The organism is Actinosynnema sp. CA-299493, from assembly GCF_050946825.1.
Lineage (GTDB): Bacteria > Actinomycetota > Actinomycetes > Mycobacteriales > Pseudonocardiaceae > Actinosynnema.
In genome coordinates, this window is record NZ_CP191993.1 from 8,672,961 (window position 1) to 8,698,317 (window position 25,357).

General features: G+C 72.4%; 22 protein-coding genes and 3 pseudogenes. 11 read left to right on the forward strand and 14 right to left on the reverse strand.

From position 1 onward, the window contains the following. The first annotated feature begins 12 nt into the window (after positions 1-12). Entirely contained in the window at positions 13-306 is a 294-nt protein-coding gene (locus tag ACQPYE_RS37225) for a DUF3017 domain-containing protein (protein ID WP_498723065.1), read from the forward strand. Positions 307-334: 28 nt separating this feature from the next. On the opposite strand, the gene ACQPYE_RS37230 is transcribed toward ACQPYE_RS37225, so the two are convergent. Next, positions 335-898, reverse strand: a complete 564-nt coding sequence (locus ACQPYE_RS37230; RefSeq protein ID WP_498717804.1) for a TetR/AcrR family transcriptional regulator — start codon at positions 896-898, stop codon at positions 335-337. A gap of 96 nt (positions 899-994) precedes the next feature. Here ACQPYE_RS37230 and ACQPYE_RS37235 point away from each other — a divergent pair, with 96 nt between their 5' ends. Together ACQPYE_RS37235 and ACQPYE_RS37240 are read left to right on the forward strand one after the other, a co-directional pair. Continuing rightward, complete coding sequence (locus tag ACQPYE_RS37235) at positions 995-1,564, forward strand: dihydrofolate reductase family protein (RefSeq protein ID WP_498717805.1); 570 nt, start codon at positions 995-997, stop codon at positions 1,562-1,564. A 281-nt stretch (positions 1,565-1,845) separates the two neighbouring features. Then, positions 1,846-2,455: pseudogene (locus ACQPYE_RS37240) on the forward strand (IS982 family transposase); the annotation flags it as partial. 1 nt (position 2,456) lies between these two features. On the opposite strand, the pseudogene ACQPYE_RS37245 reads toward ACQPYE_RS37240, so the two are convergent. From ACQPYE_RS37245 to imuA', 4 genes and pseudogenes are all read right to left on the reverse strand, one after another. Continuing rightward, positions 2,457-3,358, reverse strand: a pseudogene (locus ACQPYE_RS37245) (PHP domain-containing protein); the annotation flags it as partial. Then, entirely contained in the window at positions 3,358-3,612 is a 255-nt protein-coding gene (locus ACQPYE_RS37250) for a hypothetical protein (protein ID WP_498717806.1), read from the reverse strand. The gene ACQPYE_RS37250 and the pseudogene ACQPYE_RS37245, both read right to left, overlap by 1 nt. After that, complete coding sequence (locus ACQPYE_RS37255; protein WP_498723066.1) at positions 3,612-4,808, reverse strand: Y-family DNA polymerase; 1,197 nt, start codon at positions 4,806-4,808, stop codon at positions 3,612-3,614. Before ACQPYE_RS37255 ends, ACQPYE_RS37250 begins: the two co-directional genes overlap by 1 nt. Positions 4,809-4,838: 30 nt before the next feature. Beyond that, positions 4,839-5,510 (reverse strand): DnaE2-dependent mutagenesis accessory factor ImuA', encoded by a 672-nt coding sequence (gene imuA', locus ACQPYE_RS37260; RefSeq protein WP_498717808.1) that lies wholly within the window; start codon positions 5,508-5,510, stop codon positions 4,839-4,841. A gap of 200 nt (positions 5,511-5,710) precedes the next feature. Between imuA' and ACQPYE_RS37265 the strand changes: the two genes are divergently transcribed. Further along, a complete protein-coding gene (locus ACQPYE_RS37265; RefSeq protein WP_498717809.1) occupies positions 5,711-6,499 on the forward strand; it encodes a hypothetical protein in 789 nt (262 codons plus the stop codon). A 50-nt stretch (positions 6,500-6,549) separates the two neighbouring features. Here the strand turns inward: ACQPYE_RS37265 and purH are convergent, their stop codons facing one another. The 7 genes from purH to ACQPYE_RS37300 all read right to left on the reverse strand — a co-directional run bounded on the left by purH (position 6,550) and on the right by ACQPYE_RS37300 (position 15,304). Further along, the gene (gene purH / locus ACQPYE_RS37270) at positions 6,550-8,133 is read right to left on the reverse strand and encodes a bifunctional phosphoribosylaminoimidazolecarboxamide formyltransferase/IMP cyclohydrolase (RefSeq protein WP_498717810.1); all 1,584 of its coding nucleotides are present in this window, start codon (positions 8,131-8,133) and stop codon (positions 6,550-6,552) included. Then, on the reverse strand, positions 8,130-8,792 hold the full coding sequence (gene purN / locus ACQPYE_RS37275; RefSeq protein WP_498717811.1) for a phosphoribosylglycinamide formyltransferase: 663 nt from the start codon (positions 8,790-8,792) through the stop codon (positions 8,130-8,132). The genes purH and purN overlap by 4 nt, the downstream gene beginning before the upstream one ends. Before the next feature lie 28 nt (positions 8,793-8,820). Further along, entirely contained in the window at positions 8,821-10,404 is a 1,584-nt protein-coding gene (locus ACQPYE_RS37280; protein WP_498717812.1) for a cell division protein PerM, read from the reverse strand. 102 nt (positions 10,405-10,506) lie between these two features. Beyond that, on the reverse strand, positions 10,507-11,157 hold the full coding sequence (locus ACQPYE_RS37285; RefSeq protein ID WP_498717813.1) for a DUF5336 domain-containing protein: 651 nt from the start codon (positions 11,155-11,157) through the stop codon (positions 10,507-10,509). A gap of 185 nt (positions 11,158-11,342) precedes the next feature. Then, positions 11,343-12,233 carry a succinate--CoA ligase subunit alpha gene (gene sucD / locus ACQPYE_RS37290; protein WP_498717814.1) on the reverse strand — a complete coding sequence of 297 codons (891 nt, stop codon included), beginning with the start codon at positions 12,231-12,233 and terminating at the stop codon, positions 11,343-11,345. A 2-nt stretch (positions 12,234-12,235) separates the two neighbouring features. Next, positions 12,236-13,405: an ADP-forming succinate--CoA ligase subunit beta gene (gene sucC / locus ACQPYE_RS37295; RefSeq protein ID WP_498717815.1), complete on the reverse strand. Its 1,170-nt coding sequence runs from the start codon at positions 13,403-13,405 to the stop codon at positions 12,236-12,238. A 267-nt stretch (positions 13,406-13,672) separates the two neighbouring features. Then, positions 13,673-15,304 carry a hypothetical protein gene (locus ACQPYE_RS37300; protein ID WP_498717816.1) on the reverse strand — a complete coding sequence of 544 codons (1,632 nt, stop codon included), beginning with the start codon at positions 15,302-15,304 and terminating at the stop codon, positions 13,673-13,675. A gap of 119 nt (positions 15,305-15,423) precedes the next feature. On the opposite strand from ACQPYE_RS37300, the gene ACQPYE_RS37305 reads away from it, so the two are divergent. Together ACQPYE_RS37305 and ACQPYE_RS37310 are read left to right on the forward strand one after the other, a co-directional pair. Then, positions 15,424-16,368, forward strand: a complete 945-nt coding sequence (locus ACQPYE_RS37305) for an alpha/beta fold hydrolase (RefSeq protein WP_498717817.1) — start codon at positions 15,424-15,426, stop codon at positions 16,366-16,368. A gap of 272 nt (positions 16,369-16,640) precedes the next feature. Continuing rightward, positions 16,641-17,399, forward strand: a complete 759-nt coding sequence (locus tag ACQPYE_RS37310) for a M23 family metallopeptidase (RefSeq protein WP_498717818.1) — start codon at positions 16,641-16,643, stop codon at positions 17,397-17,399. Between the two features lie 360 nt (positions 17,400-17,759). Here the strand turns inward: ACQPYE_RS37310 and pcrA are convergent, their stop codons facing one another. Next, positions 17,760-20,093: a DNA helicase PcrA gene (gene pcrA, locus ACQPYE_RS37315; RefSeq protein WP_498717819.1), complete on the reverse strand. Its 2,334-nt coding sequence runs from the start codon at positions 20,091-20,093 to the stop codon at positions 17,760-17,762. A gap of 186 nt (positions 20,094-20,279) precedes the next feature. Here pcrA and ACQPYE_RS37320 point away from each other — a divergent pair. Continuing rightward, positions 20,280-20,570, forward strand: a pseudogene (locus ACQPYE_RS37320) (chorismate mutase); the annotation flags it as partial. A 3-nt stretch (positions 20,571-20,573) separates the two neighbouring features. On the opposite strand, the gene ACQPYE_RS37325 reads toward ACQPYE_RS37320, so the two are convergent. Then, positions 20,574-21,635 carry an arginase family protein gene (locus ACQPYE_RS37325; protein WP_498717820.1) on the reverse strand — a complete coding sequence of 354 codons (1,062 nt, stop codon included), beginning with the start codon at positions 21,633-21,635 and terminating at the stop codon, positions 20,574-20,576. A gap of 64 nt (positions 21,636-21,699) precedes the next feature. Between ACQPYE_RS37325 and ACQPYE_RS37330 the strand changes: the two genes are divergently transcribed. The 4 genes from ACQPYE_RS37330 to ACQPYE_RS37345 all read left to right on the forward strand — a co-directional run bounded on the left by ACQPYE_RS37330 (position 21,700) and on the right by ACQPYE_RS37345 (position 25,208). Continuing rightward, positions 21,700-22,014, forward strand: a complete 315-nt coding sequence (locus ACQPYE_RS37330) for a hypothetical protein (RefSeq protein ID WP_498717821.1) — start codon at positions 21,700-21,702, stop codon at positions 22,012-22,014. Positions 22,015-22,216: 202 nt separating this feature from the next. Continuing rightward, complete coding sequence (locus ACQPYE_RS37335) at positions 22,217-23,191, forward strand: hypothetical protein (protein WP_498717822.1); 975 nt, start codon at positions 22,217-22,219, stop codon at positions 23,189-23,191. 160 nt (positions 23,192-23,351) lie between these two features. Beyond that, positions 23,352-24,137: a hypothetical protein gene (locus ACQPYE_RS37340; protein ID WP_498717823.1), complete on the forward strand. Its 786-nt coding sequence runs from the start codon at positions 23,352-23,354 to the stop codon at positions 24,135-24,137. 159 nt (positions 24,138-24,296) lie between these two features. Then, complete coding sequence (locus ACQPYE_RS37345) at positions 24,297-25,208, forward strand: hypothetical protein (RefSeq protein ID WP_498717824.1); 912 nt, start codon at positions 24,297-24,299, stop codon at positions 25,206-25,208. Positions 25,209-25,357: the final 149 nt, after the last annotated feature.

Consider the following 25,357-nt stretch of genomic DNA (forward strand, 5'->3'; position numbering starts at 1 on the left):
GCGGTGGAGTTGTTGCCGGAGCAGCGCTGGCGGTCCGCGGCGGGCAAGCACCTGCCGTTCGCGCTGGTGCTCGTGGTCGCCGGGCTGGGGCTGCTGCGGATCGTCCAGTACCACTGGCGGCAGGGCGCGGTGCTGATCGGCGTCGCCCTGCTGGTCGCCGCGCTGCTGCGGGTGCTGGTGACCGACGAGCAGGCAGGGCTGATCGCCATCCGGGGCCGGAGCGTGGACGCGCTGCTGTACTCGATGCTGGGTATCGCCGTGATCTTCGTGGCGATGACCATCATCGGCGGCCCGCTGGACCGGTGACCCGGGGCCGCCCACTCCGTCCGGTGGCCTAGGTCCGCTCGACCAGTGCCGTGATCACCTCCGTCATCTCCTCTCGCGGCAGCACGTCGGGCAGGGTCAGGTGCTCCACCATCAGGCCGCTCATCGCCAGGTAGAGCGACACCACCGTGGTGCGGTCGCCGGGTAGGCCCGCGTCCAGGTGGAAGCGGACGTTCTGCTCCAGGTTGTCGCTGATCGTCCTGGTCAACGCGGCCTGGAGCTCGGGGCGCCTGGTGGCCTCCAGTCTCAGCTCCAGCAGGGCCAGGTAGCCCGTGCGGTCGACCTGGAGGCGTTCCAGCAGTTCTTGCAGCAGGCGCACCACGAGGCTCTTGTCCGGTGGCGCGTCCATCGTCCTGGCCAGCCGCTGCGCGTCCGGCGTGAGGCGCACGTGGATGTGCTCGCCGACCTGCCGCAGCAAGTCGTCACGACTGGTGAAGTAGTTCGACGCCGTGCCGTTGGGCACCGCCGCCTCCTGGTCCACCGCGCGGAACGTCAGACCTCGCGCGCCCTCGCGCGCCAACACCTCGATCGCCGCGTCGACCAGCGCCATACGCCTGTTCGGGTTACGCACCAAGATCCCTCCTTGACAACCACTCCAACCATAGTACTACAGTCGCAGTGGTTGTCGAACCCTGACCGAACCCGAACCGGCCCCCGAAGGAGCCCCACCATGCGAACCCTCACCTACTTCGTCGCGACCTCGCTCGACGGCTTCATCGCCGACCCCAAGGGCGGTTACGGCGACTTCCTCTTCGAGGGCGACCACATGACCGCCCTGGTCGAGGAGTACCCCGACACGCTGCCCGCGCAGGCCCGCGAGGCCATGGGCATCGACGCGCCGAACCAGCACTTCGACACGATCCTCATGGGCCGCGCCACCTATCAAGTGCCGGACGGGCTGCCGAGCCCCTACCCACATCTGCGCCAGTACGTGGCGTCGACCAGGCTGAGCACCACACCGGACGACGTGGAGGTCGTCGCGGACCCGCTGGCCAAGGTCCGCGAACTGAAGGAAGAGCCGGGCGACCTGGGCATCTGGCTGTGCGGTGGAGGCAGGCTGGCCGCCGGTCTGCTGCCCGAGATCGACGAACTGGTGCTCAAGGTCCACCCGATCGTGCTGGGCCGGGGCATCCCCCTGTTCGCGGGCGATTTCCCGACCGCACGCTTCGCCAAAGCGTCGACCAGGACCTTCGACTCGGGTGTCGTCTTCACGTCCTACGCGAAGGCGGACACCACATGATCGACAGCTGACGGGCTCGCACTTCCGTGAGGCGGGAGCGCCGCCGATCACCTCGGCGGTGTCCCCGCCCACCGGCACCCTGCCGGACGCACCCCACGGCCGCCCGCCGAACGCCACGCCCCACCTCGATCTCGTGGCCTCGGGTGCGCCGAAGCGTGTCGGGTCGGGTGCGGCCCATCGCGAGGGAATCGGGCGCGGCCCAGGACCGGCTGGATGATTGATTCCAAGGGGTAGGCACCTGGAGACGTGGGACGAGGGTGTCGATGTACGGGTTGTGACGACCGAAATTGACCGACGCGGAACTGGTGACCCTGGCGGTGATGCAGGTGCTGCTCGGGTTCACCAGCGAGGCCCGTTGGTTACGCCACGCCCGCGCCCACCTGGGGCACCTGTTCCGCTACCTGCCCCGCCAACCCGGCTGCAACAAGCGGCTGCGCAACGCCGTCGGCCTGGTCAAGACCATGATCCGGACTCTGGCGGTCGACACGACGCTGTGGACCGATGACGTGTGGCTGGTCGACTCCACCCCGGGCGGCCTGCCGGTCGCCTTCGCGCTAACCGGCGCCAAGGCCGACGAACGCGCCACCCTGCTCGACATCCTCGACACCGACACCGACACCGACACCGCGCTCGCGGCCGAGCGTCCCGGCCAGGTCCTGATCGCCGACCGGTAGTACTACGGCCACGACTTCGAACACGACCTGGCCGACACCGGCCTCCGGCTGCTGCGCCCGACCCGCAAGGGCGAGACCGAACGGCCCGGCGCGGCACTGTTCAAGCCACTGCGTCAGACCACCGAGTCGATCAACCAGACTTTCAAGGCCCAACTCGACCTCGAAACGACACGGCGGACGCACACCCGCCGGGGTCATCGTCCGCGTCCTGCAACGCACGCCGTGCGGCCGGGCGGCAGCCAACCCGCCATCTCGTCCAGGCTGCGCCCGCGCCCGCACCGCCGCCATCGCTGCCGCCAGCCGACCCCGCGCGGGCACCGCGTAGGCACGGCGTTCGTCGCCACGGTCGGCAGTCCGAGGTCGTGGGCCATGCCCCAGAGCAGCTCGTTGCGCGGACCGTCCTCGGGGTAGCCGTGGTCGGCCAGCTCCACGAACACCCGGTCTGCCCCGTACAGGTCGACCAGCCTCCGCAGCCGCGCGAACGCCGCCTCCGGCCCTTCCCGCGCCAACGCCCGCCGCACCGCGCCCTTGCGGCAGCCGGTGAGCACGACGCAGTCGTCCCGGGTGTCCGCGACGACCTTCTCCAGCCGGTACACCGGCCGCCCCTTCTCGCCGCCCCCGCGAGTTGGCCGGTGGTGATCGTGCGGCACAACGAGTGGTAGCCGTCGCGGTTGGCGGCCAGCAGGAGCAGGTGCTCGCCCTCCGGGTCCGGCACACCGTTGCGCGACGCGGACAGCCCGAGGCCCAGCTCCGTGCCGAACACCGTGCGCACGCCGAGCTCCTCGGCCGCCTCGGCGAACCTGACCACGCCGTACATGCCGTCGTGGTCGGTCAACGCCAGCCCGTCCAGGCCGAGCTGCTGCGCCGCCTCCACCAGCTCCTCCGGGTGGCTCGCGCCGTCGAGGAAGCTGAAGTTGGAGTGGCAGTGCAGCTCGACGCACGGCACGCGGGCGCGGGTCGACCCGAGGTCGTCCACCTTGACCGCGAAGTCGGGCGGGGCCTCGTAGCGGTCGCGGTGGCGCGTCCACGCCGGGCTGTCACCGCCGTCGGGCGCGGGAGGCTCGCCCGACAGCGCGCGCTCCAGCTCCGACCACCGGACCGGTGGGTTGTTCCAGCCCATCAGCGCGGGTCGTCGGACGCTCGTCGGGGTGACGGGATCGACGGCGCCACCGGTGGCAGCCGGGCCGGCAGCCAGCCGAAGCTCACCACGTAGGCCGGTCCACCGCGCTGGTCCGGCACCTCACCCCGGTCCGGTCCCTCGCCCCGATCCGGTCCCTCGTCCCGGTCCGGCACTTCGCCCCGGTCCGACCCGGCCCAGTCGTCCAGCCACTCGGCCAGACTCCGACGATCCTGCTCGGAGAAGTCACCGCTCATCAGTCGTACACCCCTTCCACCGCCCACTTGCCGCCCGCGCGGATCAGCAGGAACGCGAGTTCCTCGCCGTCCGCCGCGGTTCCCAGCACTTGCAGTCGTGCACCGCGCATCGCGGTCTCCGCGTCCCACCAGCGCTCGTCCACCGGCCACGGCCCCGACCACGCCACGACCTGCCGCGCACGGCCGCCGTGCACGATCCGGTGCGGCCGCACGACCAGCTCGGCGTAGCCGGTGACCACGACGTCCGCGCCCGAGGAGTCCAGCAGCGCGACCGGTTCGGGTTCGGCGAACACCGTCGCGGGCGACGGTCCGGGCAGCTGCCCCGGCCACGGCAGGGCCGGGTCCGCAGCCGGGGTGCGCTCGTCGCCCCACGGCACCAGCCGCACCCGTTCGACCGGCCCACGTCCACCGCCGAGCACGGGCGTGAGCACGGCGTCCTGCCCGAGGCCCAGTTGCAGCGCGGTGGCGTCGACCACCTCTGCGGGGTCCAGGCGCAACTGGCGGATGCCGGACGTGGGGCCGGCCCGGTCGAGGCGGGCACGGGTGAGCCAGCCGCCGAGCTGCCGGCGGACGCGGTCGGCGATGCCCTGCGGGGTGAGCGGCTCGGCGCAGCGCCACAGCCGGTGCAGCTCCTCGCCGTGCTCGGTGGTGGCCCGGATGCCGAGGCGGGTGCAGGCCAGGCCGCGGTCGGCGAGGCCCGCGTGCAGTCGTTCGGCGAGTCCCTTGGCCGCGAACGCCGCCACGTCGACCCGGTCGATCGGCGGGTCGAGTTCCCGGATGACCGACAGCTCGGGCGGCGGGCGACGCCGTGACCTGGGACGTTCCTCCAGCCCGGCGGCCAGCCGGTGGGCCGGCACGGTGGCGCGGCCGAAGCGGGTGGCGACGACCACCAATCCCGGCCGCACCACCTCGATCCCGGGCGCGAGCTCCTCCACCGCCAGTGCGACCGGTTCGAAGAGACGGGCGTCGCGCACCTCGTCGTGCTCGAAGACGGCCAGCTCGGGACACTGCCCCTGGGCCGCGCGCCGCCGCATCCCACGCTGCACCCCTTCGGCGCGCGCGACCGCCGAACAGGCGATGACTTCACCCGATCCGACGACAGCGGCGGGGAGGTGCGGCGGGAGGGAAGCCTCAGTGGAGGCCGCCACCACCGGCCAGTCAGGACACCAGACGGCAAGCGTGTACAAGGTGTTCACCTCTTCGACGACTCGGGGAACGCGCACGGCTCACACCGCCGTTTCGGCGGTGGTGGTCGGTGCGGAAGGCTTGGGAGACAAAGGAAGCAAGGTCGCACCGGGCGCACGAGGCGCACCGGCGGAGGCGGGATGCGGCAGGCCGGCGGACGGCGGTGAACCGGCGGGCACCAGCGGCAGACCGGTGGTCGGCAGTGAGTCGGCAGACACCAACGGCCGGCCGGCGGGCGGCAGCGCTGGGCCAGTGGTCGGCCACGAGACCGTGAACGGCAGCAGGACCGCCTTGCGGTGACGCGCCCGTGCCGAGAGCTTGCGCGAAGTCGCGGGCGTGACCGGCACGACCAGGTCGAACCCGTCCAACAGGGCCGCCACGGTCTTCTCGACCTCACCCTGATCCCTACCAGGCCGAGGGACCAGGGCGAGCCGGTGGACGGCCACGCCCGACTCGGCCGCCGCGAGTGCCCCACACCCCGGCAGGCCGATCACGGCCGCCCAGCACCCTTCCGCGGTCGCCGCGGCCATCAGGGCGAACAGCAACGATGTCGACCCTCGCACCGACACCGTGCTGCCCCGCCGCAGGCCACCCCACGGGAGGAGCCCTGCCAGTTCCCCGCGAACCGGCAGGGCCCGGACCGGTGCCTCGGTCAGCTCGCCCGCCGCGCCTACCCCGAGCGCGGTCAGCGTCGCCGTTGCCGACCTGGACACCCGCCCTCCTCCCACAGATCCGCGCGCACCCCTGTGCGCGGATCGCCGTGGGAAGTTCGGCGACCTGTCTATCGAACATCTGTTCGAACGACATGGTGATCTTATCCCGAACCGACCACCCGCTGTCAATGGCGGCAGCGTCCACGATCGGGTGGCCGGCAGACTGCTCCGCGCGCACCGACCGCACCACGGGGGGAACCGTGAACGCACCGCAGCACCCGCAGCACCCGCAACAACCTCGACACCCACAACAGCCGCAGCAGCCGCAGAACTGGCCCCAGCAGCCAGGTCACGGCCCGCAGCCCACCGTCGGCGGGTACGGGCCGCCGCCCGGCTACCAGCAGCCGCCCGGCGGGTACGGCCCGCCACCACCGCCGCGCAAGAAGCGGACCGGCCTGGTCATCGGGATCGTGATCGGCGTCGTCGTGCTCGTCGTGGCCGGTGTGGTCGGCTCGATGTACCTGGAGTACGCGGAGGAACCCGGCGGCGGCCCCGGCACGGACCCCATCGCCCAGTGCGAGTTGAGCGCCGACCTGAAATCACGGGCGCACGTCAGCAGCTTCCGGCTCATCCAAGCCCCGACCGACGCCAAGAAGGGCATGAAGCAGACCCACTGCGCGTGGGAGCAGACCAAGGGCGAGGACGGCCGCGACCCGCGCCGCCTCAGCTTCCTCGTCTACGACTTCACCACGTTCTCCGACAAGCCGGACCGCAACCTCGACCAGGCGCACGACAACTACACGAGCTTCACCTCGTACGCCACCGGCGAGCAGGCCAAGGCCCTCGACGTCGGCGACGAGTCGATGATCCTCATCCCGTCCTCGCCGGGCGACCTCACCGAGGTGAACCTGTTGGTGCGCAAGGGCGCGGTGGTGTGGAACATCCGCTACCAGGGCCGCGACAAGGGCTTCTTCACCGACTCCGACTTCCCCGTCGCGGACGCCGAGGCGGTGCTCCTCCAGGTCGCCGGGGAAGTGACCTCGGAGTAACGCCGAAGGGGGCTCCTCGCACCCGGCGAAGAGCCCCCGCTCACCGACGACTAGTGCGCGAAGTGCCGCGTGCCGGTCAGGTACACGGTCGCGCCGGCCGCCTCCGCCGCCGCGATCACCTCGGCGTCGCGCACCGACCCACCCGGCTGCACGACCGCGCGCACACCGGCCTCCAGCAGCACCTCCAGCCCGTCCGGGAACGGGAAGAACGCGTCCGACGCGGCCACCGCGCCCCGCGCCCGGTCACCGGCACGCGCCACCGCCAGCCGCGCCGCGTCGACCCGGTTGACCTGACCCATGCCCGCGCCGACGGTCGCGCCGCCGGACGCCAGCAGGATCGCGTTCGACTTCACCGCCCGGCACGCCCGCCACGCGAACGCGAGGTCGGCCAAGCCCTCCTCGTCCAACGGCGTGCCGCACACGTGGGTCCACTTGGCCGGGTCGTCGCCCTCGGCCTCGATGGTGTCCGACGTCTGCACCAACAACCCGCCGGACACCGCGCGCATCTCGACCCCGCCGCGCTCGGGCGACGGCGCGACCAGGATGCGGATGTTCTTCTTGCGGGTGAGCACGTCCACCGCGCCGTCGGCGTACGAGGGCGCGATGATCACCTCGGTGAAGATCTCCGCCACCTGCTCGGCCATCTCCACGGTCACCTCGCGGTTCGCCGCGATCACGCCGCCGAACGCGCTCACCGGGTCGCACGCGTGCGCGTTGCGGTGCGCCTCGGCGACCGCACCGGGACCGTCCACCTTGGACACCGCGATGCCGCACGGGTTGGCGTGCTTGATGATCGCCACGCACGGCAGCTCGTGGTCCCACGCCGCCCGCCACGCCGCGTCGGCGTCCACGAAGTTGTTGTAGGACATCTCCTTGCCGTGCAGCTGCTCCGCCGTCGCCAGCCCGGAGCGCCCGTCGCCCTGCGTGTACAGCGCCGCCCGCTGGTGCGGGTTCTCGCCGTAGCGCAGCACCTGCTTGCGGTTCCACGTCGCGCCGACCCAGCCCGGGAAGCCGGAGCCCTCGTCGTCCGACGCGACCACGCTGCCCAGCCACGACGCCACGGCCACGTCGTAGGACGCGGTGTGCCGGAACGCGTCCACGGCCAGCCCCTGCCGCTCGGCCGGCGTGAAGCCACCGGCCTCGACCTGCGCCAGCACCCACGAGTACCGCGACGGGTCCACGACGACGGCCACGCTGGCGTGGTTCTTCGCCGACGCGCGCACCATGGCCGGCCCGCCGATGTCGATCTGCTCCACGCACTCGTCCGCCGACGCGCCCGACGCCACCGTCTGCGCGAACGGGTACAGGTTCACCACGAGCAGGTCGAACGGCTCGATGCCCAGCTCGCGCAGCGTCTCCACGTGCGAGGAGCGCCGGGTGTCGGCGAGCAGGCCCGCGTGCACGCCGGGGTGCAGCGTCTTCACCCGGCCGTCCAGCGCCTCCGGGAACCCGGTGACCGCTTCGACCGGCGTGACCGGCACGCCCGCGTCGGCCAGCGCGCGCGCCGTGCCGCCGGTGGAGACGATCTCGACTCCGGCCGCGTGCAGGCCGGTGGCCAGTTCCACCAGCCCCGACTTGTCGGAAACCCCGATCAGGGCCCGGCGAACCGGTCGCCTCTCGGCAGGAGTGGTCACGGGATGCTCACCTTTCGTCCGTTCACGGTGCAGCCCTCGCGGGCCAGGCGGGCGACCACGTCGACCAGCAGCCGCCGCTCCACCACCTTGATGCGCTCGTGCAGGCTTTCGACGTCGTCGTCATCGGCGACGACGACCGCTTCCTGGGCCAGGATCGGCCCGGTGTCCACACCGCCGTCCACCAGGTGCACGGTCGCGCCGCTCACCTTCACGCCGTAGTCGACGGCGTCGCGGACGCCGTGCGCGCCGGGGAAGGCGGGCAGCAGCGCGGGGTGGGTGTTGACCATCCGGCCGCCGAAGCGGGCCAGGAAGGCGGGTCCGAGGATCTTCATGAACCCGGCGGAGACCACCAGGTCTGGTTCGTGCGACTCGACGGCGTCGGCGAGCGCGGTGTCCCACGCGCCGCGGTCGGCGTGGTCGCGCAGCTTCACCGTGAAGGCGGGGACGCCGGCGCGCTCGGCGCGGCTCAGGCCTTCGATGCCGGCGCGGTCCGCGCCGACGGCGACCACCTCGACCGGGTATCCGGGGTCGGCCGCCGCGTCCAGCAACGCCTGCAACAGGGTGCCGGAACCGGAGACGAGGACGACGACCCTGGCGGGGACGGGAAGCCGGAGTGTGGTCGCGGCGCTCAGCGTGCTCTCCTTGCTGGGGACTGTCACAGCAGCTCAAGAGCAGCCTAGGCGGTGCCTAGCGAGGCTTGTCGGCCAGGTCCTCCGGGTCGGCGTCGTCGGCCTCGTCGCCCTCGCCCGAGCCGCCCTCGCCCGAGCCGCCTTCGTCGGAGCCGTCCTCGTCGGAGTCGTCCTCGTCCGGGTCGCCCTCCTCGTCGGAGTCGTCGCCTTCCTCGAAGTCCTCGGAGTCGTCGTCCTCGGCCAACTCCTCGTCGAGGTCGTCGTACTCGTCGAGGTCGTGGTCGAACTCCTCGTCCTCGCCCTCTTCTTCGTCGTCCTCTTCGTCGTCTGCGTCTTCCTCGTCGAACTCTTCGAGCTCGTCGGCTTCCTCGTCGTACCCGGCCTCGTCGTCGTAGTCCTCGTCGGCCTCGTCGCCCTCTTCGTCCACGACGACCTCCGCTTCGGGCTCGGGCAGGACCACGCGCGGCGGCCGGGGGCCGGCGAACCAGGCCACCACCGCGCCCGGCACGGCCACCCAGCCGAACGTGAGCACGGCCAGCAGCCCCGCCGGGATGGTGACCGGGTTGAACGCCCCGCCGCCCAGCGTGCCACCGGCCACCGCCGCCAGCACCAGCGCGGTGACGCCCGCGGTGACGGCCGCGACCAGCACCGCGCGCACCCGGGTCCGCGGCGTCTCGGCCGCGTCGCGCAACGAGAACCCGACCGCCACGCCGACCACGCCCGGCAGCACGAGCACCAGCGGCAGGTAGCCCGCCTGCGCCTCGGGCAACGCGGCCAGCAGCGGCACGGGCGGCACGGGACCGCCCACGAACTCCAGCGGGCCGACCACCGCCGCGCCGATCGAGAACCCCGCGCCCACCACGTACGACAACGCGCCGACCACCGCGTTCGGCAGGTACGCCAGGCACAGCAACCAGATGCCGAGACCGGTGCCGATGGTGCCACCGCTCTGGTCGAACAGCGACGCGGTGGTCGACCACGAGAACACCAGCCCGAGCGCCAGCACCAGCGCACCGCCCGCGACCAGCCCGAACAACGCCAGCGCGCCCGCGCGCAACCCGCGCCGCGCCACCGGGTCGATCCGCTCGAACACGACTTCCACCAGACCGCACCGCTGCGCGACCCCCGCGACCGCAGCCAGCCCGGACACCACCGCGCACCCGAAGAACGCCACCGCCGGCGTGGCCCGGACCGGACCCTCGTCACCCATCAGGAACGCGATCACGCTGCCCACCACGGCGTGCGCGCCGGCGATGCTGAACACCACCGACCGCGCCTGCAACGGCTCGAACAGCCCCAACCGGTCCGCCGCGCCCGCCGCCGCCCGGTACACCAGCAGCATCACCAGCGCCGTCGGCAGCAGCGGCAGCAGGCCGAGCTGCCCGCCGTCGAAGCGCAGCGGCACGTGGTGCGCGACCAACCAGCCCGGCGCGGCTGCCGTCAGCACACCGGTCGTCGAGAACGACGCGTGCGCGGCCGTCGAGGAGATCAGCGCCAACAGGGCGGCGACGCCCGCGTAGCCGATGACCACCGACCCGGCGGCGGTCATCGTGAGCACGCGCACCCGTTCGGCACGGGAGAACTCGGGCGGGCGGACGGAGTCCGTCACGACGCCGTGCGAGGTCGTTTGCTGCACCGACATCCTCCCACTGTCCCAGTAGCGGTGAGCCGTTCGGGCGAGACTCGCCGGACACGCGAAGAGGGGTGGCGCCGGAGTACCGGCGCCACCCCTCCCACGACTTGGTCAGCCCTGCTGGGGGCTGCCGAACCCACCGGGCGGCGTGCCCTGGCCGGGCTGCTGGCCCGGCTGGCCGAACTGGCCGGGCTGCGGCATGTAGGACGTCGGCTGCGGCTGGCCCGGCTGCTGGACCTGCTGCTGCTGCGGCGGCGCCTGCTGGCCGAACTGGCCGGACGGCGGGCCGAACTGCTGCTGGCCCTGCTGCGGGAACGCGCCGGACTGCGGGTTCCAGCCACCGGGCTGGCCGTAGACGTTCGCGGGCTTCGGCTGGAGCTTCACGATGCCGGTCTCCAGCAGCAGGCTCATCACGACGGCCGCCGACAGCAGCAGCGCCACGATCAGCAGCACGATCTGCATGCCCTGGACGTCGGCCTCGGTGGTGATCAGGCCCTGGAGCAGGTTGAGCGTGGGGATCAGCGCGAGCGGCACCGCCGCGTACAGCAAGCCCCTCGGCGCCTTCGGCAGCACGGACAGACCCGCGAGGATGCCCGCCGCGATCAGGAACTGGTCGAACTGGACGTCGTCGGCGAACGCGAGCAGGAACACGATCAGCGCCAGACCGGCGGCGACCAGCGGAAGGATGAGGTTCAGGTTCACACCCACCGCCGGCTGCGCCGGACCCGGCTGCTGCTGAGGGGCGCCGTACGGCTGGGACATGATGCGGTCTCCTCCACCTGCGGAACTGATTTCGGGTCGACAGAACGCTAGCCGATGCGCACTCTCCGACGGCGACCGGACCTCCGTGGTTCCCCCCAATGTGCGCATTGACTCGTCCCGGAACGCACTGAGGGCCACCTCCCGGCAGGAGATGGCCCTCAGCGTCGCTCACGAACGGCCCAGTGTCAGCCGATGGACTGCATGATCTCCCGCATCAGCGCGGCCGTCTCGCTCGGCGTCTTGCCGACCTTGACGCCCGCCGCCTCCAGGGCTTCCTTCTTCGCCTGCGCGGTGCCGGCCGAGCCGGACACGATCGCGCCCGCGTGGCCCATCGTCTTGCCCTCGGGCGCGGTGAAGCCCGCCACGTAGCCGACGACCGGCTTGGTGACGTTCTCCTTGACGTAGGCCGCGGCCCGCTCCTCGGCGTCGCCGCCGATCTCGCCGATCATCACGATCGCCACCGTCTCCGGGTCGGCCTCGAAGGCGGCCAGCGCGTCGATGTGGGTGGTGCCGATGATCGGGTCGCCGCCGATGCCGATGGCGGTGGAGAAGCCGAAGTCACGCAGCTCGTACATCATCTGGTAGGTCAGCGTGCCGGACTTCGACACCAGACCGATCTTGCCCGCGCCGGAGATGTTGGCCGGGATGATGCCCGCGTTGGACTGCCCGGGGCTGATCAGGCCGGGGCAGTTCGGGCCGATGATCCGGGTCTTGTTGCCGGTCGCCACGGCGTGCGCCCAGAACGCGGCGGTGTCGTGCACCGGGATGCCCTCGGTGATCACGACGGCCAGGCCGATGCCCGCGTCGATCGCCTCGATCACGGCCGCCTTGGCGAAGGCAGGCGGCACGAAGATCACGGTGACGTCGGCGCCGGTCGCCTCCATGGCCTCGGCCACCGAGCCGAACACCGGCAGCACGGTGCCGTCGAAGTCGACCTTCTCGCCGGCCTTGCGCGGATTCACGCCGCCGACGATGGTCGTGCCGGAGGCCAGCATCCGCTTGGTGTGCTTGGTGCCCTCGGCGCCGGTCATGCCCTGGACGATGACCTTGCTGTCCTTGGTGATGAAGATAGCCATCGTCAGACCCCCGCAGCCGCGAGCTCGGCGGCCTTGTCGGCCGCGTTGTCCATAGTGTCCACCACGGTGACCAGCGGGTGGTTGGCCTCGGCGAGGATCCGCCTGCCCTCCTCCACGTTGTTGCCGTCCAAGCGGACCACGAGCGGCTTCTTGGCCTCGTCGCCCAGGATGCCGAGCGCGGCCACGATGCCGTTGGCCACCGCGTCGCACGCGGTGATGCCGCCGAAGACGTTCACGAAGACCGAACGCACGTCGGGGTCGTGCAGGATGATGTCCAGGCCGTTGGCCATGACCTCGGCCGACGCGCCGCCGCCGATGTCGAGGAAGTTCGCGGGCTTGACGCCCTTGTGCTTCTCGCCCGCGTAGGCCACCACGTCCAGGGTGGACATCACGAGACCGGCGCCGTTGCCGATGATGCCGACCTGGCCGTCCAGCTTGACGTAGTTGAGGCCCTTCGCCTTGGCCTTGGCCTCCAGCGGGTCCTCCGCCTGCTTGTCCACCAGCGCCTCGTGGTCGGGGTGGCGGAAGGAGGCGTTCTCGTCGAGCGTGACCTTGCCGTCGAGGGCGACGATCCTGCCCTCGGGGTCGCGGACCAGCGGGTTGACCTCGACCAGCGTGGCGTCCTCGGAGACGAAGGTCTCCCAGAGCTTCACGATGACGTCGGCGACCTGGTCGGCCACCTCGGCGGGGAACTTGGCGGCGGCCACGATCTCGTCGGCCTTCGCGCGGTCGACACCGGTGATCGCGTCCACCGGCACCTTCGCCAGGGCCTCGGGCTTGGTCGCGGCGACCTCTTCGATGTCCATGCCGCCCTCGACGCTGGCCATGGCCAGGAAGGTGCGGTTGGCGCGGTCGAGGAGGAAGGAGAAGTAGTACTCCTCGGCGATGTCGGACGCGGGCGTCACCAGCACGCGGTGCACGATGTGGCCCTTGATGTCGAGACCGAGGATCGCCTCGGCCTTGACCGAGGTCTCGTCCGGGGTCTCGGCGAGCTTGACGCCACCGGCCTTGCCGCGGCCGCCCGTCTTGACCTGGGCCTTGACCACGACGGTCTGGCCGAAGCGCTCCGCGATGGCCTTGGCCTCGGCGGGGGTGGTCGCCACGTCGCCCGGAAGTACCGGGACGTCGTGGGCGGCGAAGAGGTCCTTCGCCTGGTACTCGTACAGGTCCACTCGGGTCTCCTGCGACGTCGGTGTCGGACACCGCGTCAGGTCGTGCGGTCCTCTGAGGTCCCGGCGCTCCAGGCTGGGGCCTGGTGCCCACACGTACCAGGCATCACCTGGAACGCCGGCACAGCCGTGGGGGGACCGGCTCGACGCGGCTTCGCAAGACACTATCGACCAGCCCGGAGTCCACCGCACCCCACGCCCGTGAAGTCCGTCATAGAGGTGGTGAGGTCGATCACCACCACCGGCCGGGCGGTCGACCCCACGACCGGTTCAGCGAGCCGTCCGCAACGCGCCGGCGATGACGAACGCGGCCGTCGCGGCGGCGGCCAGCCACAGCCCGGGGCCGGGTGCGGCCTCGGCGGCGCGCGCCGCCGTGAGCGGGTACTCCCAGGCGCGGACGGCGGTGACGACGGCCGCGCCGAGCAGCAGGGCCGCGCCGCGGCTCGGCCGGGCCTTGAGCGCGACCACCGCCGCGACCACGACCGCGAGCAACGCCACGAGCAGGCCGAACGAGCCGACGCGCAGCCCGAACGCGCCGATCGGCACGTAGTCGGGCGCCCGCAGCACGGGCAGGGTGAACGCCCCGATCGCGAGCAGCCCGGCGATCAGCGTGGCGGCGACCAGCGGCAGGGGCGGTTCGGCCGCGGTCGTGCCCACCTCGTCCCGCTCGACCGCGCCGGCCAGGGCGGCGGTGACGGCGGCGACCGCGGCGGCGACCACCGAGCCCGCCGTGAACCAGACGCCGACGCCCGGCTGGACCACGTCGACCTGCGTGGCGGTGAAGACGGCGTCGAGCGCGCCGGCGGCGCTCAGCGGGATGGTGGCGACGGCGACGGTGAAGGCGGGGCGGACGGCGGCCTTGGCCGGCAGCGCGGCGGCGAGGACCCCGGTCGCGATGGCGGCCGGCCAGAGCAGGCGGGCGGCGTAGTCCACGGGCGGCGGGAAGCCGTCGGGCAGGACCAGGTGGTCGGTCGACGCGCCGACCGCGGCCATCGCGGCGGCGACCAGGCCCACCGCGCCGGCGATGACGTGCAGGCGGCGTTGCCCCGGCAGTTCGACGTCGCGCTCTTCTGTGTTCTTGTCGTCTTCCACGGCCCGCTGCGGCCAGGCGAGCGCGACGGCGCCGGCGAGGACCAGGAACGGGCCGACGGCCAGGCCGAGGGCGTCGACCGCGACGGCCGCGGCGATCGGCGGTACGGCGAAGGACAGCAGGACGGCGGCCAGGCCGAGCAGCCCGCCCCGGCGCCCCTCGTGGGTGGTGGCGCTGGCCGCGAGGACGGCGAGCGCGGGCGCGGCCAGGGTGACGACGAGGCCGCCCACCATCGGCAGCGTCGGCGAGTCGACCGCCCCGCGCGCCGGGACCAGCGCGTCGGACGAGGTGAACGGCGCGGTGAACAGGCCGACGCCCGCGACGATGCCCGCCGTGGCGGGCAGGGCGAAGCTCGCGCGTTCGCCGCGCACGTCCGGTTCCGCGCCCAGGGTGGCCAGCAGGCCCGCGACGACCAGCAGGACGTGCCCGGCCAGGAGCAGCCACAGGCCGGCGGCGGGTCCGGGCGGGTCGAGGCTCGCCGGGCGCATCAGCTCGGGGCGCGCGGCGTCGATCGGGTCCACCAGGAGCTGCAGGTCGGCGCACAGCCGGCCGACCGCGAACACGGCGGGCGCCACCAGTGCCGCCGCCGCGGTGAGCTCCTGCCCCCTGGCGAGGAAGAGCACGGCCAGGGCCGCCGGGAGCAGGGCGAGCGGCGCCAGCAACGGCCAGGCGGTGAACGCAGGTGGCGCGGAGCCGTCGACCACGCCGACAGCCGGGGCCACCGCGGTGAGGAGCGCGCCCGCGACGGCCGTGCCGACCGCCGTCCGGAGCCTCGTGCGGGTCGGTGAGACCGGTTCAGCGGTTCGGATCACCGGTCGGACGCTAGCAAAACGGGGCCGGCGGCGACGGCGGCGGTCGGGACCGCCGGGGGTTGTGGACACCGCCCTCCGGGTACTGCCCGTGGGTGAGGGCATCACCTACGTTCAGCCCGGTGAGTGACGCGGTGCGGCGGCTCGTGGAGACCTGGTCCGGCCGGGTCGGCGCCGGCGTGGACGCCGGGCTGGGCGTGGCGGGCGAGGCCCTCGGGCTCGCCGGCGGTGTGCTCCGGGCCGCCGCCTCCCCCGGCGGGGTGCGAGGTGTCGCCGTCGAGGCCGCCTGGCTGGCCGCGCGCACCGTCCTCTACCCGTGGGGCGTCCTGGAAGAGCGGGTCAAGCCCGACGCGCACTACCGCACCGACCGCCTGCCGCCCCGCCGGCGCGGCCTCCTGGTTTCGGCCCCGGAGGCGGCGGGCACCCCGATCGTGTTGGTGCACGGCATCGGGGACAACCGGTCCGCCTTCGCAGTGCTGTCGGGGGCGCTGCGGAGGCGTGGCTTCGGGGTGGTCCGCGCGGTGAACTACAGCGTGCTGACCGCGTTGACGGGGGACGTCCGGCGGTCGGCGGAGCTGCTGGGCGAGCACGTGGAGCGGATCTGCGAGGAGACCGGGTCCGACCAGGTGCACGTCGTCGGCCACTCGCTCGGCGGCCTGATCGCCCGTTATTACGTGCAGCGCCTCAACGGCGACGCGCGGGTGCGCACGCTGGTCACCCTGGGCACCCCGCACCGCGGCACGGTGGCCGCCTACCTGCTGCCCACGGCGCTGACCAGGCAGTTGAGGCCCGGTTCCGACCTGTTGTCCGAATTGGCCGCGCCGTCCCCGCCCTGCCGCACCAGGTTCGTCGTGGTGTGGAGCGAGATGGACCAGGTGATCGTCCCGCAGCGGAACGCCCGGTTGGAGCACCCGGCGTTGGTCGTGGAGGAGCACCGGATACGTGATTCAGGTCACCTTTCACTACCGGTTGATACCCGCACCCTTGAGCTGGTTGTGACCGCCATCACTCGTTCGCATGACAGTGGGGATCACCCCATCGTGCCTGCACGCGCCGTGTTTTCGTAGCCCGTTCATGACCCTGAGTCACCGGTCATACGCGCGGATGTCCCACTCACCCCTAAACGGGCATCCCTGGCTTCGGGGATTGCCCTTAAGGGCTCCGCGCCGTTATCTTCCCCCGGTCCGTTGTCACGGTCTGGTCACAAGCAGGACGACGAGCCGGTACCCCGACCGGCTCAACCGGGATCCCCCGCCCGGTAGTCCGACCGGACTCCCCGAAGACGGAAGGCCAGGTTTTGTCTCAACACCGCTCCCCCGGCGGCCATTCGAGTTCTGCTGTGCTCGACGAAGCGGTAGACCGCGCTTCGGCCCGCACGGTGAGCACGCACCGGCTCCCGCCCCCGCCCTCGGCGCTGCGCGGACGGATCGTGGTCGCCGCCGTCGCCGTCGGCGCCTTCGCCGCCGCCGGCGCGGGGCAGACGCTCCACGCGCTCGGCTCCGACTCGCCGGCCTCCGCCGACGAGGTCACACCGCTCGCGAACGCCGCGGCCGATGGCGCCGCCGCGTTCGGCGTCGGTGGCACCGGCCCCGCCTCCCCGCAGGTCCTGCCCGTCGCCAAGACGGTCGACCCCGCGGCCGAGGCGCAGAAGCTCGTCAAGAGCCAGCACATCACCGAGACCCGCGAAGCCGAAGAGGCCGAGGCTCGGCGCCCCAAGTTCGCCCGTCCCGCCGCCGGTGAGTTCACCTCCGGGTACGGCGGTCGCTGGGGCGAGATGCACTACGGCATCGACATCGCGGGCCCCATCGGCACGCCGATCCTGTCCGCCGCAGATGGTGTCGTGATCGAGGCCGGTCCGGCAAGCGGTTTTGGCCTGTGGGTCAAGGTCGAGCACGCCGACGGCTCGGTGACCGTCTACGGCCACGTGGACACCTACTCGGTGCGCAAGGGCCAGCGGGTCCTGGCGGGCGAGCAGATCGCGCGCATGGGCAACCGCGGTTTCTCCACCGGTCCGCACCTGCACTTCGAGGTGTGGAACGCGGACGGCAAGAAGATCAACCCGCTGGGCTGGCTGAACGCCCAGGGCATCAGCGTCTGAGCCGACGGGGCTCGTCACGAGCGTGGAACGGTCGGAGGGGCCGGGCTGCTGGGCAGCCCGGCCCCTCCACTGCGCGGAACCGCCCCCCGAAGGTGGTCCCTCGTGCGGTCACCGCCCCGACGCGACTCCCGCCCGTCGCCTACCCCCGTAGGCAACCCCCCTGCGCCACCGAGCGGCTCCCCCCTGGCCGGTTCGCCCCGAACGACCCGGCCACCCCGCTGGTGACACCCCTATAGACGCACGTGCGGGATTCGGGTTGCACGAGAATTCGGCCACGTTCAGGTGAACACCGGTCGACCCTCGGGGGTCGACCGGAACACCTATACATACGTAGGACGGCGAACTACGGCTGAGCGCGCCTCAGAGCTTCACGAGGGGCACGCCGCCGATGAGCATCAGCCGCACCGTCCCCGCGCCGCCGAAGTCGATCGTGGCGGTCGCGCGGGGTCCGGAGCCGTCCACGGCCACCACCCGCCCGAGGCCGTACTTGTCGTGGCTCACCCGGTCGCCCACGTCCAGCTTCAGCGCGGGCGTGTCCTTCCAGCCCGCGTTCGTCGGCGCCGGGCGCGACGTGCCCGACCCGCGACCGCCGCCCCACGACGTCGGCGCGGACGGCGCGGAGCGCTTGGGCTCCATCCGCCGCCAGTCGAGCAGGTCGGCCGGGATCTCGTCCAGGAACCGCGACGCCGGGTTCGCCGAGGGCTGGCCCCACGCCGAGCGCACCAGCGCCCGCGACAGGTACAGCCGCTGCCGGGCGCGCGTGATGCCCACGTACGCCAGGCGGCGTTCCTCGGCCAGCTCCGCCGGGTCGCCCAGGGCGCGCATGTGCGGGAAGACGCCGTCCTCCCACCCGGTGCAGAACACCACCGGGTACTCCAGGCCCTTGGCGGTGTGCAGCGTCATCAGCGTGACCACGCCGTCGGACTCCGCGTCCGGCACCGAGTCGGCGTCCGCCACCAGCGACACCCGCTCCAGGAACGCGGCCAGCGAGCCCTCGGCGGGCAGGCCCTCGTCCTCGTCGGGGATCGGCACCGCGGCGCCGAGATCGCCGAACTCGCGGGCCACCGTGACCAGCTCGTTCAGGTTCTCCACCCGGGTGTGGTCCTGCGGGTCCTCGCTGGCCTCCAGCTCGGCCCGGTAGGCGGTCTTCTCCAGCACCGCTTCCAGGATGTCGGCCACGTCGTCACCGCGCTCGACCAGCACGCCGAGCTCGTCCATCAGCTCGACGAAACCGGCGATCGCGTTGCGGGAACGCGGGTTGAGCAGCGGCACCTTGCCCGTGACCGCGTCGCGCAACGCCGCCGCGAAGCCGATCCGCTCGCGTTCGGCGTACAGCGACACGCACGCCTCCGCGCGCTCGCCGATGCCGCGCTTGGGCACGTTCAGGATGCGCCGCAACGACACCGTGTCGTCGGGGTTGGACAACGCCCGCAGGTACGCCAGCGCGTCGCGCACCTCGCGCCGCTCGTAGAACCGGACGCCGCCGACCACCTTGTAGGGCAGGCCGAGGCGGATGAAGATCTCCTCGAACACGCGCGACTGGTTGTTGGTCCGGTAGAACACGGCGATCTCGCCGTTGTTCGCCTCGCCGCCGTCCACCAGGTGGTCGATCTCGCGGGCGACGAACGCCGCCTCGTCGTGCTCGTTGTCCGCGACGTAGCCGACGATCTTCTCGCCGTCGCCCAGGTCGCTCCACAGCCGCTTGTCCCGGCGGTCCGGGTTGCGCGAGATGACCGCGTTCGCCGCGCTCAGGATCGTCTGGGTGGACCGGTAGTTCTGCTCCAGCAGGATCGTGGTGGCCTGCGGGTAGTCCCGCTCGAACTCCACGATGTTGCGGATCGTCGCGCCGCGGAAGGCGTAGATCGACTGGTCGGCGTCGCCCACCACGCACAGCTCACCCGGCGGCACGCCGTCGGAGCCGGTGCCGATCAGCTCGCGGACCAGCGTGTACTGCGCGTGGTTGGTGTCCTGGTACTCGTCGACCAGCACGTGCCGGAACCGGCGGTGGTAGTGCTCGGCCACGTCCGGGTGGTTCTGCAGCAGCTCGACGGTCCGCATGATCAGGTCGTCGAAGTCCAGCGAGTTCGAGTCGCCGAGCCGGCGCTGGTAGCTCTCGTAGACCTCGGCGACGCGGCGCTCCAGGTCGTTGGTCGCGCGCTCCTTGGCGGTGGCGGCGTCGACCAGCTCGTTCTTCAGGTTCGAGATGTGGATCGCCAGCGTGCGCGCCGGGTAGCGCTTGGGGTCCAGGTCGAGGTCGCGCGCCACCAGCGTGATCAGCCGGCGGGTGTCGTCGGAGTCGTAGATCGAGAAGCTGGACGACAGGCCGAGGGTCTTGGCCTCGCGGCGCATGACCCGCACGCACATCGAGTGGAACGTGGACACCCACATCGACCGGGCCCGCGCGCCGACCAGGTCGGCCACGCGCTCCTTCATCTCGGCGGCGGCCTTGTTGGTGAAGGTGATCGCCATGACCTCGCCGGGGTGGACCTGGCGCTCGGCGAGCAGGTAGGCGATGCGGCGGGTCAGCACGCGCGTCTTGCCCGAGCCCGCCCCCGCGACGACCAGCAACGGGGCGCCCGCGTGCTCGACCGCCCGTCGCTGGGACGGGTTGAGGTCTTCGAGCAGCCGCCCAGAGGGGGAGTGCGCGGACCGGGGGGAGGGGGGACTTGCAGGCAAGTCGAACAAGGCGCTCATCGCCTGTCCACGTTACCGGGTGCCCCCGACAGTCCGCGGCTGTGGCATGATGAGCCGGTGCGCATGGCCCACTTCGAGTTTTTTTACGGGAACCGGACTCCGGCTCCCGTGGACCGCTAGCGCCGACAAGCCACCACGAAGCCCCGGAGTCCTCGGACCCCGGGGCTTCGCTGCTGCCAGGGCTGGGACTCCAACCAGAGTCGAGAGGTCGTCACGATGAACAGCACCGAAGCCGCACCGGACATCGACGCGCTGCGCCAGGAGATCGACCACCTGGACGCCGAGCTGCTGAGGCTGGTCAAGCGGCGGGTCGAGATCTCCAAGGTCATCGGCGCGGCGCGGATGGCCGCCGGCGGCACCCGGATCGTGCACAACCGGGAGATCGACGTGATCAACCGCTACAAGGACCTCGGCCCGGAGGGCCGTGACCTGGCCATGATCCTGCTCAGGCTGGGCCGCGGCCACCTCGGGCGGTGATCGTCAGGCGCAGAACCCCCAGTCGGTGAGGGTGGACCTGGCCCTCGCCAGGTCCACGTCCACCAGCTGGGTGTCGTCCGGCACGTAGGCGATCGGGTCCTCCAGCAGGTCGAGGCCGAGCAACCCCTCCACCAGCGCGTGCAGGCACAGCGCCGAGTAGCCGCGCAGGTAGCCGCCCTCCTGCGTGAGCACCGTCGGCAGGCCCAGCCCCGAGACCGCCCGGCCGATGTCCCGGTAGCCGGCGGCGGTGAGGTTGTGCCTGCCGTTCGGGTCGAACGCGGAACCGTCGAACCCCGAGGCGCAGACCAGGAAGTCCGCGCCGAACTCGGCCAGCGCCGGGAGCGCGATCTCCGCCAGCGCCCGCCGGTACGCGCCGTCGCCCGCGCCCAGGGACAGCTCGACGTTGACGTTCGACGCGCCCGACTCGGCCGGCGCGCCGGTCTGGGCGTGGTTGGCGCCCCACGGGCCGTGCCGCATGTGCACGGACACCGTGAGCACGTCGTCGGTGTCGCGGAACACCTCCTGCGTGCCGTTGCCGTGGTGCACGTCCCAGTCCAGGACGGCGACCCGGCGTCCCGCGCGGCGGGCCGTCTCGGCGACCAGCGCGGCGTTGTTGACCAGGCAGTACCCGTCCGCCATGGTCGGCTGGGCGTGGTGGCCGGGCGGGCGGACCAGGGCGTACGCCAGGCGCGTCCGGCCGGCCGCGACCGCCTCGTAGGCCGCCAGCGCGGTGCCGGCGGCGGCCCGGATCGCGTCCCACGAGCCGGGGCCCACGACGGTGTTCGCCTCCACGGCCGTGCGCCGTTCGCACGCGGCCCGCAGCCCGGCCAGGTAGGACGGCGCGTGGACGCGGGCCAGCTCCTCGTCGTCGGCGAACCGGCCGGCCGACCAGGACAGGTGCGGCGCGACCGGTCCGTGCGCCAGCGCGTGCCGGAACGTGCGCAGCCGGGCCGCGTTCTCCGGGTGCGGTTCGGCCACGTCGAGCCACTCCCACCGGCCGGGCAGCTCCCACAGCCCGGCGCCGGTGTCGTGCTCCAGGCAGGCGTCGTGCCAGAAGACCTCCATCCCGGTGGGATATCAGGGCGATCACGGATGGTCCAGCCGGTTCGGCGACGGGCACACTGGTGCCATGGTCATCGGTCTCATCACGGGCCTCATCGCGATCATCGGTGTGCTCGCCGCGCTGGCGCACGACGGTTACCTCGCGATGCTCGGTTCCGCCGCCAAGTCCAAGCGCGCCGCCGGCGCGCCCATCGCCCAGTACGTGCGCAGCCGGTGGACCGTCGCCGGGGTGACGACGATCATCGCGCTCGTGGGCCTGCTGATCACGTCGGGCGCGTCCACCTCGGGCGACATCATCGGCGCGCTGATCGCGGGCGGCGCCGGCCTGGCCGCCGGCAACGCGCTCCAGGGCACCAGGAAGAAGCTGAACAGCGGGAGCTGAAAATTCACTCTTACGTGTGTCGCTGGGCCCCACAAGGCTGATCAGCGCAGCTCTCCGTGCACCCTGCACCTACTCTGAGGTAGCGGCGGGGTCCTCGGCGTCCCACCCCCATTCCCCGCGCCACTCGGACCCGCAGTGAGTTCGAGCCGACAGGTGAACCGCGAGGACCGTCAGGTCGGGGGGCGGGAGGGGTCTGCACAGCATGGACATCGGGGAACCGGAACGGTCGGGTCGGCATCGGCTGGAGGACGGGGCGGCGATCTGGCTGCCCATGGGCGGGGAGCTGGACCACACACCGCTCGACCGCGGGGTGGCACGGCCGTCGCCCGCGGTGGCACCACCGGCGCTGACGCCACCGCCGCCTCCCCCCGAGCCACCACCGCCGGACCCGTTCGTCGACACCGACGCGATGGGGCTGCGCAAGTTCAACATCGGCCTGGTGCCCGCCTCGGTGACGCCGCCCCGGACGTGGCGGCGGGCCGCCTGGTTCACCGTGCTGTCGTCGGCGGGCGTCCTGGTGGGGCTGGCCGTCGTGGCGTCCCACCTGGTCGGCACGAACGGCCCGGCCGAGCGCATCGGGCTGCCCGGCTACCCGACCGGCATGCCGCTGCTGACCGGCTTCCCACCGCCACCGCCGCCGCCCACCTCGACCACGGCGCGCCGCGTGCCCGCCGAGGCCGTGGTGAACGACCTGGTCCCCGCCGGCGGTGAACGAGCCGGGGCGGCGGGCAGCGCCCCGGGCGACCTGCCCGGCGACCCGACCGGCGACCCGACCGGCGGTCCGATCGGCGGTCCGACCCGCGACCCGGCACCGGAGACGTCCGCGCTCGTCACCACGGTGCCCTCCGAGTCGGTGCCGGTCGTGGACGCCGACACGCTCGCGGTGAGCACCGAGCTGTTCTACGAAGAGGTGACGACGAACTCCGAGGGCGCGCTGGGGCTGGTCTCGGACGCGTTCCGGATCGCGGGCGAGGTGCTGGACCTGGAGCGGGAGTTCGCGGACGTGTCGCTGATCGAGGTGCTGGAGATCAGCGTGGACCCGACGCGCGGTGTCACGGTGAGCACGTTGGGCGTGACCCACGAGGACGGGTCCAGGACCACCGAGAAGCGGGAGCTGGTGTTCACCACCACCGGCACACCGCTGATCGACGGAGAACGGCCCGCCGGCGGCGCCTGAACCCACCGGGGGTGGGCGTCGCTCCGTAATCCTTCCTCCGTTCGAGGTACGGACGTCGACCGCTGGCCGCCACGAAGGAGTGAAGTCCCACGCTGAGCTGGCTTCCCGCCGCTCCCCCACGGTACGAGTCTTGGCGACTACACGACCGAGGGAGTCGCCAGTGCAGCGCCCTACGACGAGCGGTCGCAGGCACAACCGCGCGGGTTCGGTCACGGTGGCGGAGCTGATCAGGAAGCACCCCGCGCCGGTGCGGATCCGGACCCGCGAGCAGGCCGCCACCCATGGCCCGACCACCGACCTGTTGCGTGAGGAGAACGACACGGCCCCCTCAGGGAGACGTCCCACCCGCACGGCGAAGCTCGCCGGCGTGACCACCGGGGCGGTCGTGCTGCTCGTCTCGATCGCCGCCACCGCGGTCCTCGCGGGCCACCGCTCCGCCGGTCCCGACGGGCCCCGGGTCGAGCCGCCCGCGTCGATCAGCGGGTCGGCCGCGTTGCGCCCGGACCTGCTGTCGGCGCACCTCGGCGCCGGCCGGCCCGACGGGGTGCCCGCGCAGGTGCGCCTGGCCACGCCGACGGCCCACTACACGCCGACGGAGCCACCGATGATGGTCCCGCCGACGCAGGTCGACGTGGGCCCCGAACCGCAGGTCGACATCGTCCGGAGGTTCTTCGAGCTGCTGCCCGCCAACCCCACGCGGGCGGCCCGGCTGCTGTCGCCGGAGCTGCTCGGCGGCAGCCGGCACGACTTCGTCGAGTCCTGGGGCCACGTGCAGGCGATCACGATCGAGTCGACCTCGCTGCGACCGGACGGCGCGGTGCTCGCGGTGGTGTCGATGCAGGAGCGCACGGGCCGGTGGATGCGGGTCGAGCAGCTTTTCCGGTTGACCGACACGAGCGTTCCGCGCATTGTCGCGACCGAGGTCCTCTCGGCCCAGCGCGGTTGACGCACCGTGACGATCAAGCTCTAAGTGTTCACTCAGCGTTCAACAAACCTGCGAAAGCGTAGGAAACTTCACTCAAAGGGGTTACGTAGACGGTCACGATTCGGTATCCATGGTCCCGGTCAGTAGCGCAATGCTCTCCCCCGGGAAAGGTGTCCAGCGGTGTCGAACGACGACAAACGCCGTCGCCAGGATGGCTCGACGGCCAAGCTGTCGGTCGCCGACCTGCTCGCCAGGCGTGAGGCGGAGACGCAGCCGATCCCGCGGATCACCGACCGGACCACCGACGGCGGAGCTGCCGGCCGGGCCGTCGACAGCCGGGCCGTGAACCGGGCCGCCGACGACGAGGAGACCGTGCGCTTCTCGGTGGCCGCCCTCTCGGCCGCGGCCGGTGCGAAGAACGTCACGAACCTCTCGGGCCGCGAGCTGCACATCACCGAGCTGCTGCGCCGCGAGGGCCGCGCCGGCGAGGAGGAGCGGGGCGGCGGCGGGTTCTCCGTGCCGAAGCTCGTCGCGATGGCCAGTGGCGGCGTGGTGCTCGCCGGCACCGTCGCGTTCACCGCGACCAACCTGATGTCGTCCCCGGACGAGCGCCCGCTGGCGGAGGTGCGCTTCGACGCCCGCCCGGCGGCGCGCGCCACCAACACGCTCACCAAGGACCTCGGCGCGGCAGCCGCCCAGCAGGCGCAGGCCGAGACCACCACGACGACGCCCGAGCAGACGGTGGAGACGACCACGCAGCGCGCTCCGCGGCCCGTCACGCAGCAGCCGACGGCCACGACGCAGCAGGAGACGCAGCAGGCCCCGCCGAGCACGACCACGCCGGCGCCGAGCTCCAGCACCCAGCAGACGACGACGCCACCGCCGCCGAGCACGACGACTCCCCCGCCGCCGCCGAGCAGCAGCTCCCAGTCGCCGTCGTCCTCGACGCCGCCGCCGTCCTCCACGCCGCCGTCCTCGGCCACCCCGAGCACCCCGCCGTCCGACGACGGCTCGGGCCTCGGCCTCGACCTCGACCTGGGCGGGATCCTGAACCCGATCGGCGGGTTCGACTTCTTCGCTCCGGCCGGCTGACCTCCTCACCGCCCTTCCCCGCACCCACCGCTCGGGCACGCCGAGTGGCGGGTCCGCGGCGTGCCGCGGTGAGAGGGCTTCCGGTGTCGCCTCGGCGCGTGAGCCGTGAGCCCGAACGGGTGACACGTCGAACAGTTAGCCCGTTCGGC

Bases quoted from the DNA above. Each gene is read 5' to 3' on its own strand.
- ACQPYE_RS37235 (WP_498717805.1), top strand. From the start codon at position 995: ATGCGAACCCTCACCTACTTCGTCGCGACCTCGCTCGACGGCTTCATC.
- ACQPYE_RS37250 (WP_498717806.1), bottom strand. From the start codon at position 3,612: ATGAGCGGTGACTTCTCCGAGCAGGATCGTCGGAGTCTGGCCGAGTGG.
- ACQPYE_RS37280 (WP_498717812.1), bottom strand. From the start codon at position 10,404: ATGTCGGTGCAGCAAACGACCTCGCACGGCGTCGTGACGGACTCCGTC.
- ACQPYE_RS37285 (WP_498717813.1), bottom strand. From the start codon at position 11,157: ATGTCCCAGCCGTACGGCGCCCCTCAGCAGCAGCCGGGTCCGGCGCAG.
- sucD (WP_498717814.1), bottom strand. From the start codon at position 12,233: ATGGCTATCTTCATCACCAAGGACAGCAAGGTCATCGTCCAGGGCATG.
- pcrA (WP_498717819.1), bottom strand. From the start codon at position 20,093: ATGAGCGCCTTGTTCGACTTGCCTGCAAGTCCCCCCTCCCCCCGGTCC.
- ACQPYE_RS37325 (WP_498717820.1), bottom strand. From the start codon at position 21,635: ATGGAGGTCTTCTGGCACGACGCCTGCCTGGAGCACGACACCGGCGCC.
- ACQPYE_RS37330 (WP_498717821.1), top strand. From the start codon at position 21,700: ATGGTCATCGGTCTCATCACGGGCCTCATCGCGATCATCGGTGTGCTC.
- ACQPYE_RS37335 (WP_498717822.1), top strand. From the start codon at position 22,217: ATGGACATCGGGGAACCGGAACGGTCGGGTCGGCATCGGCTGGAGGAC.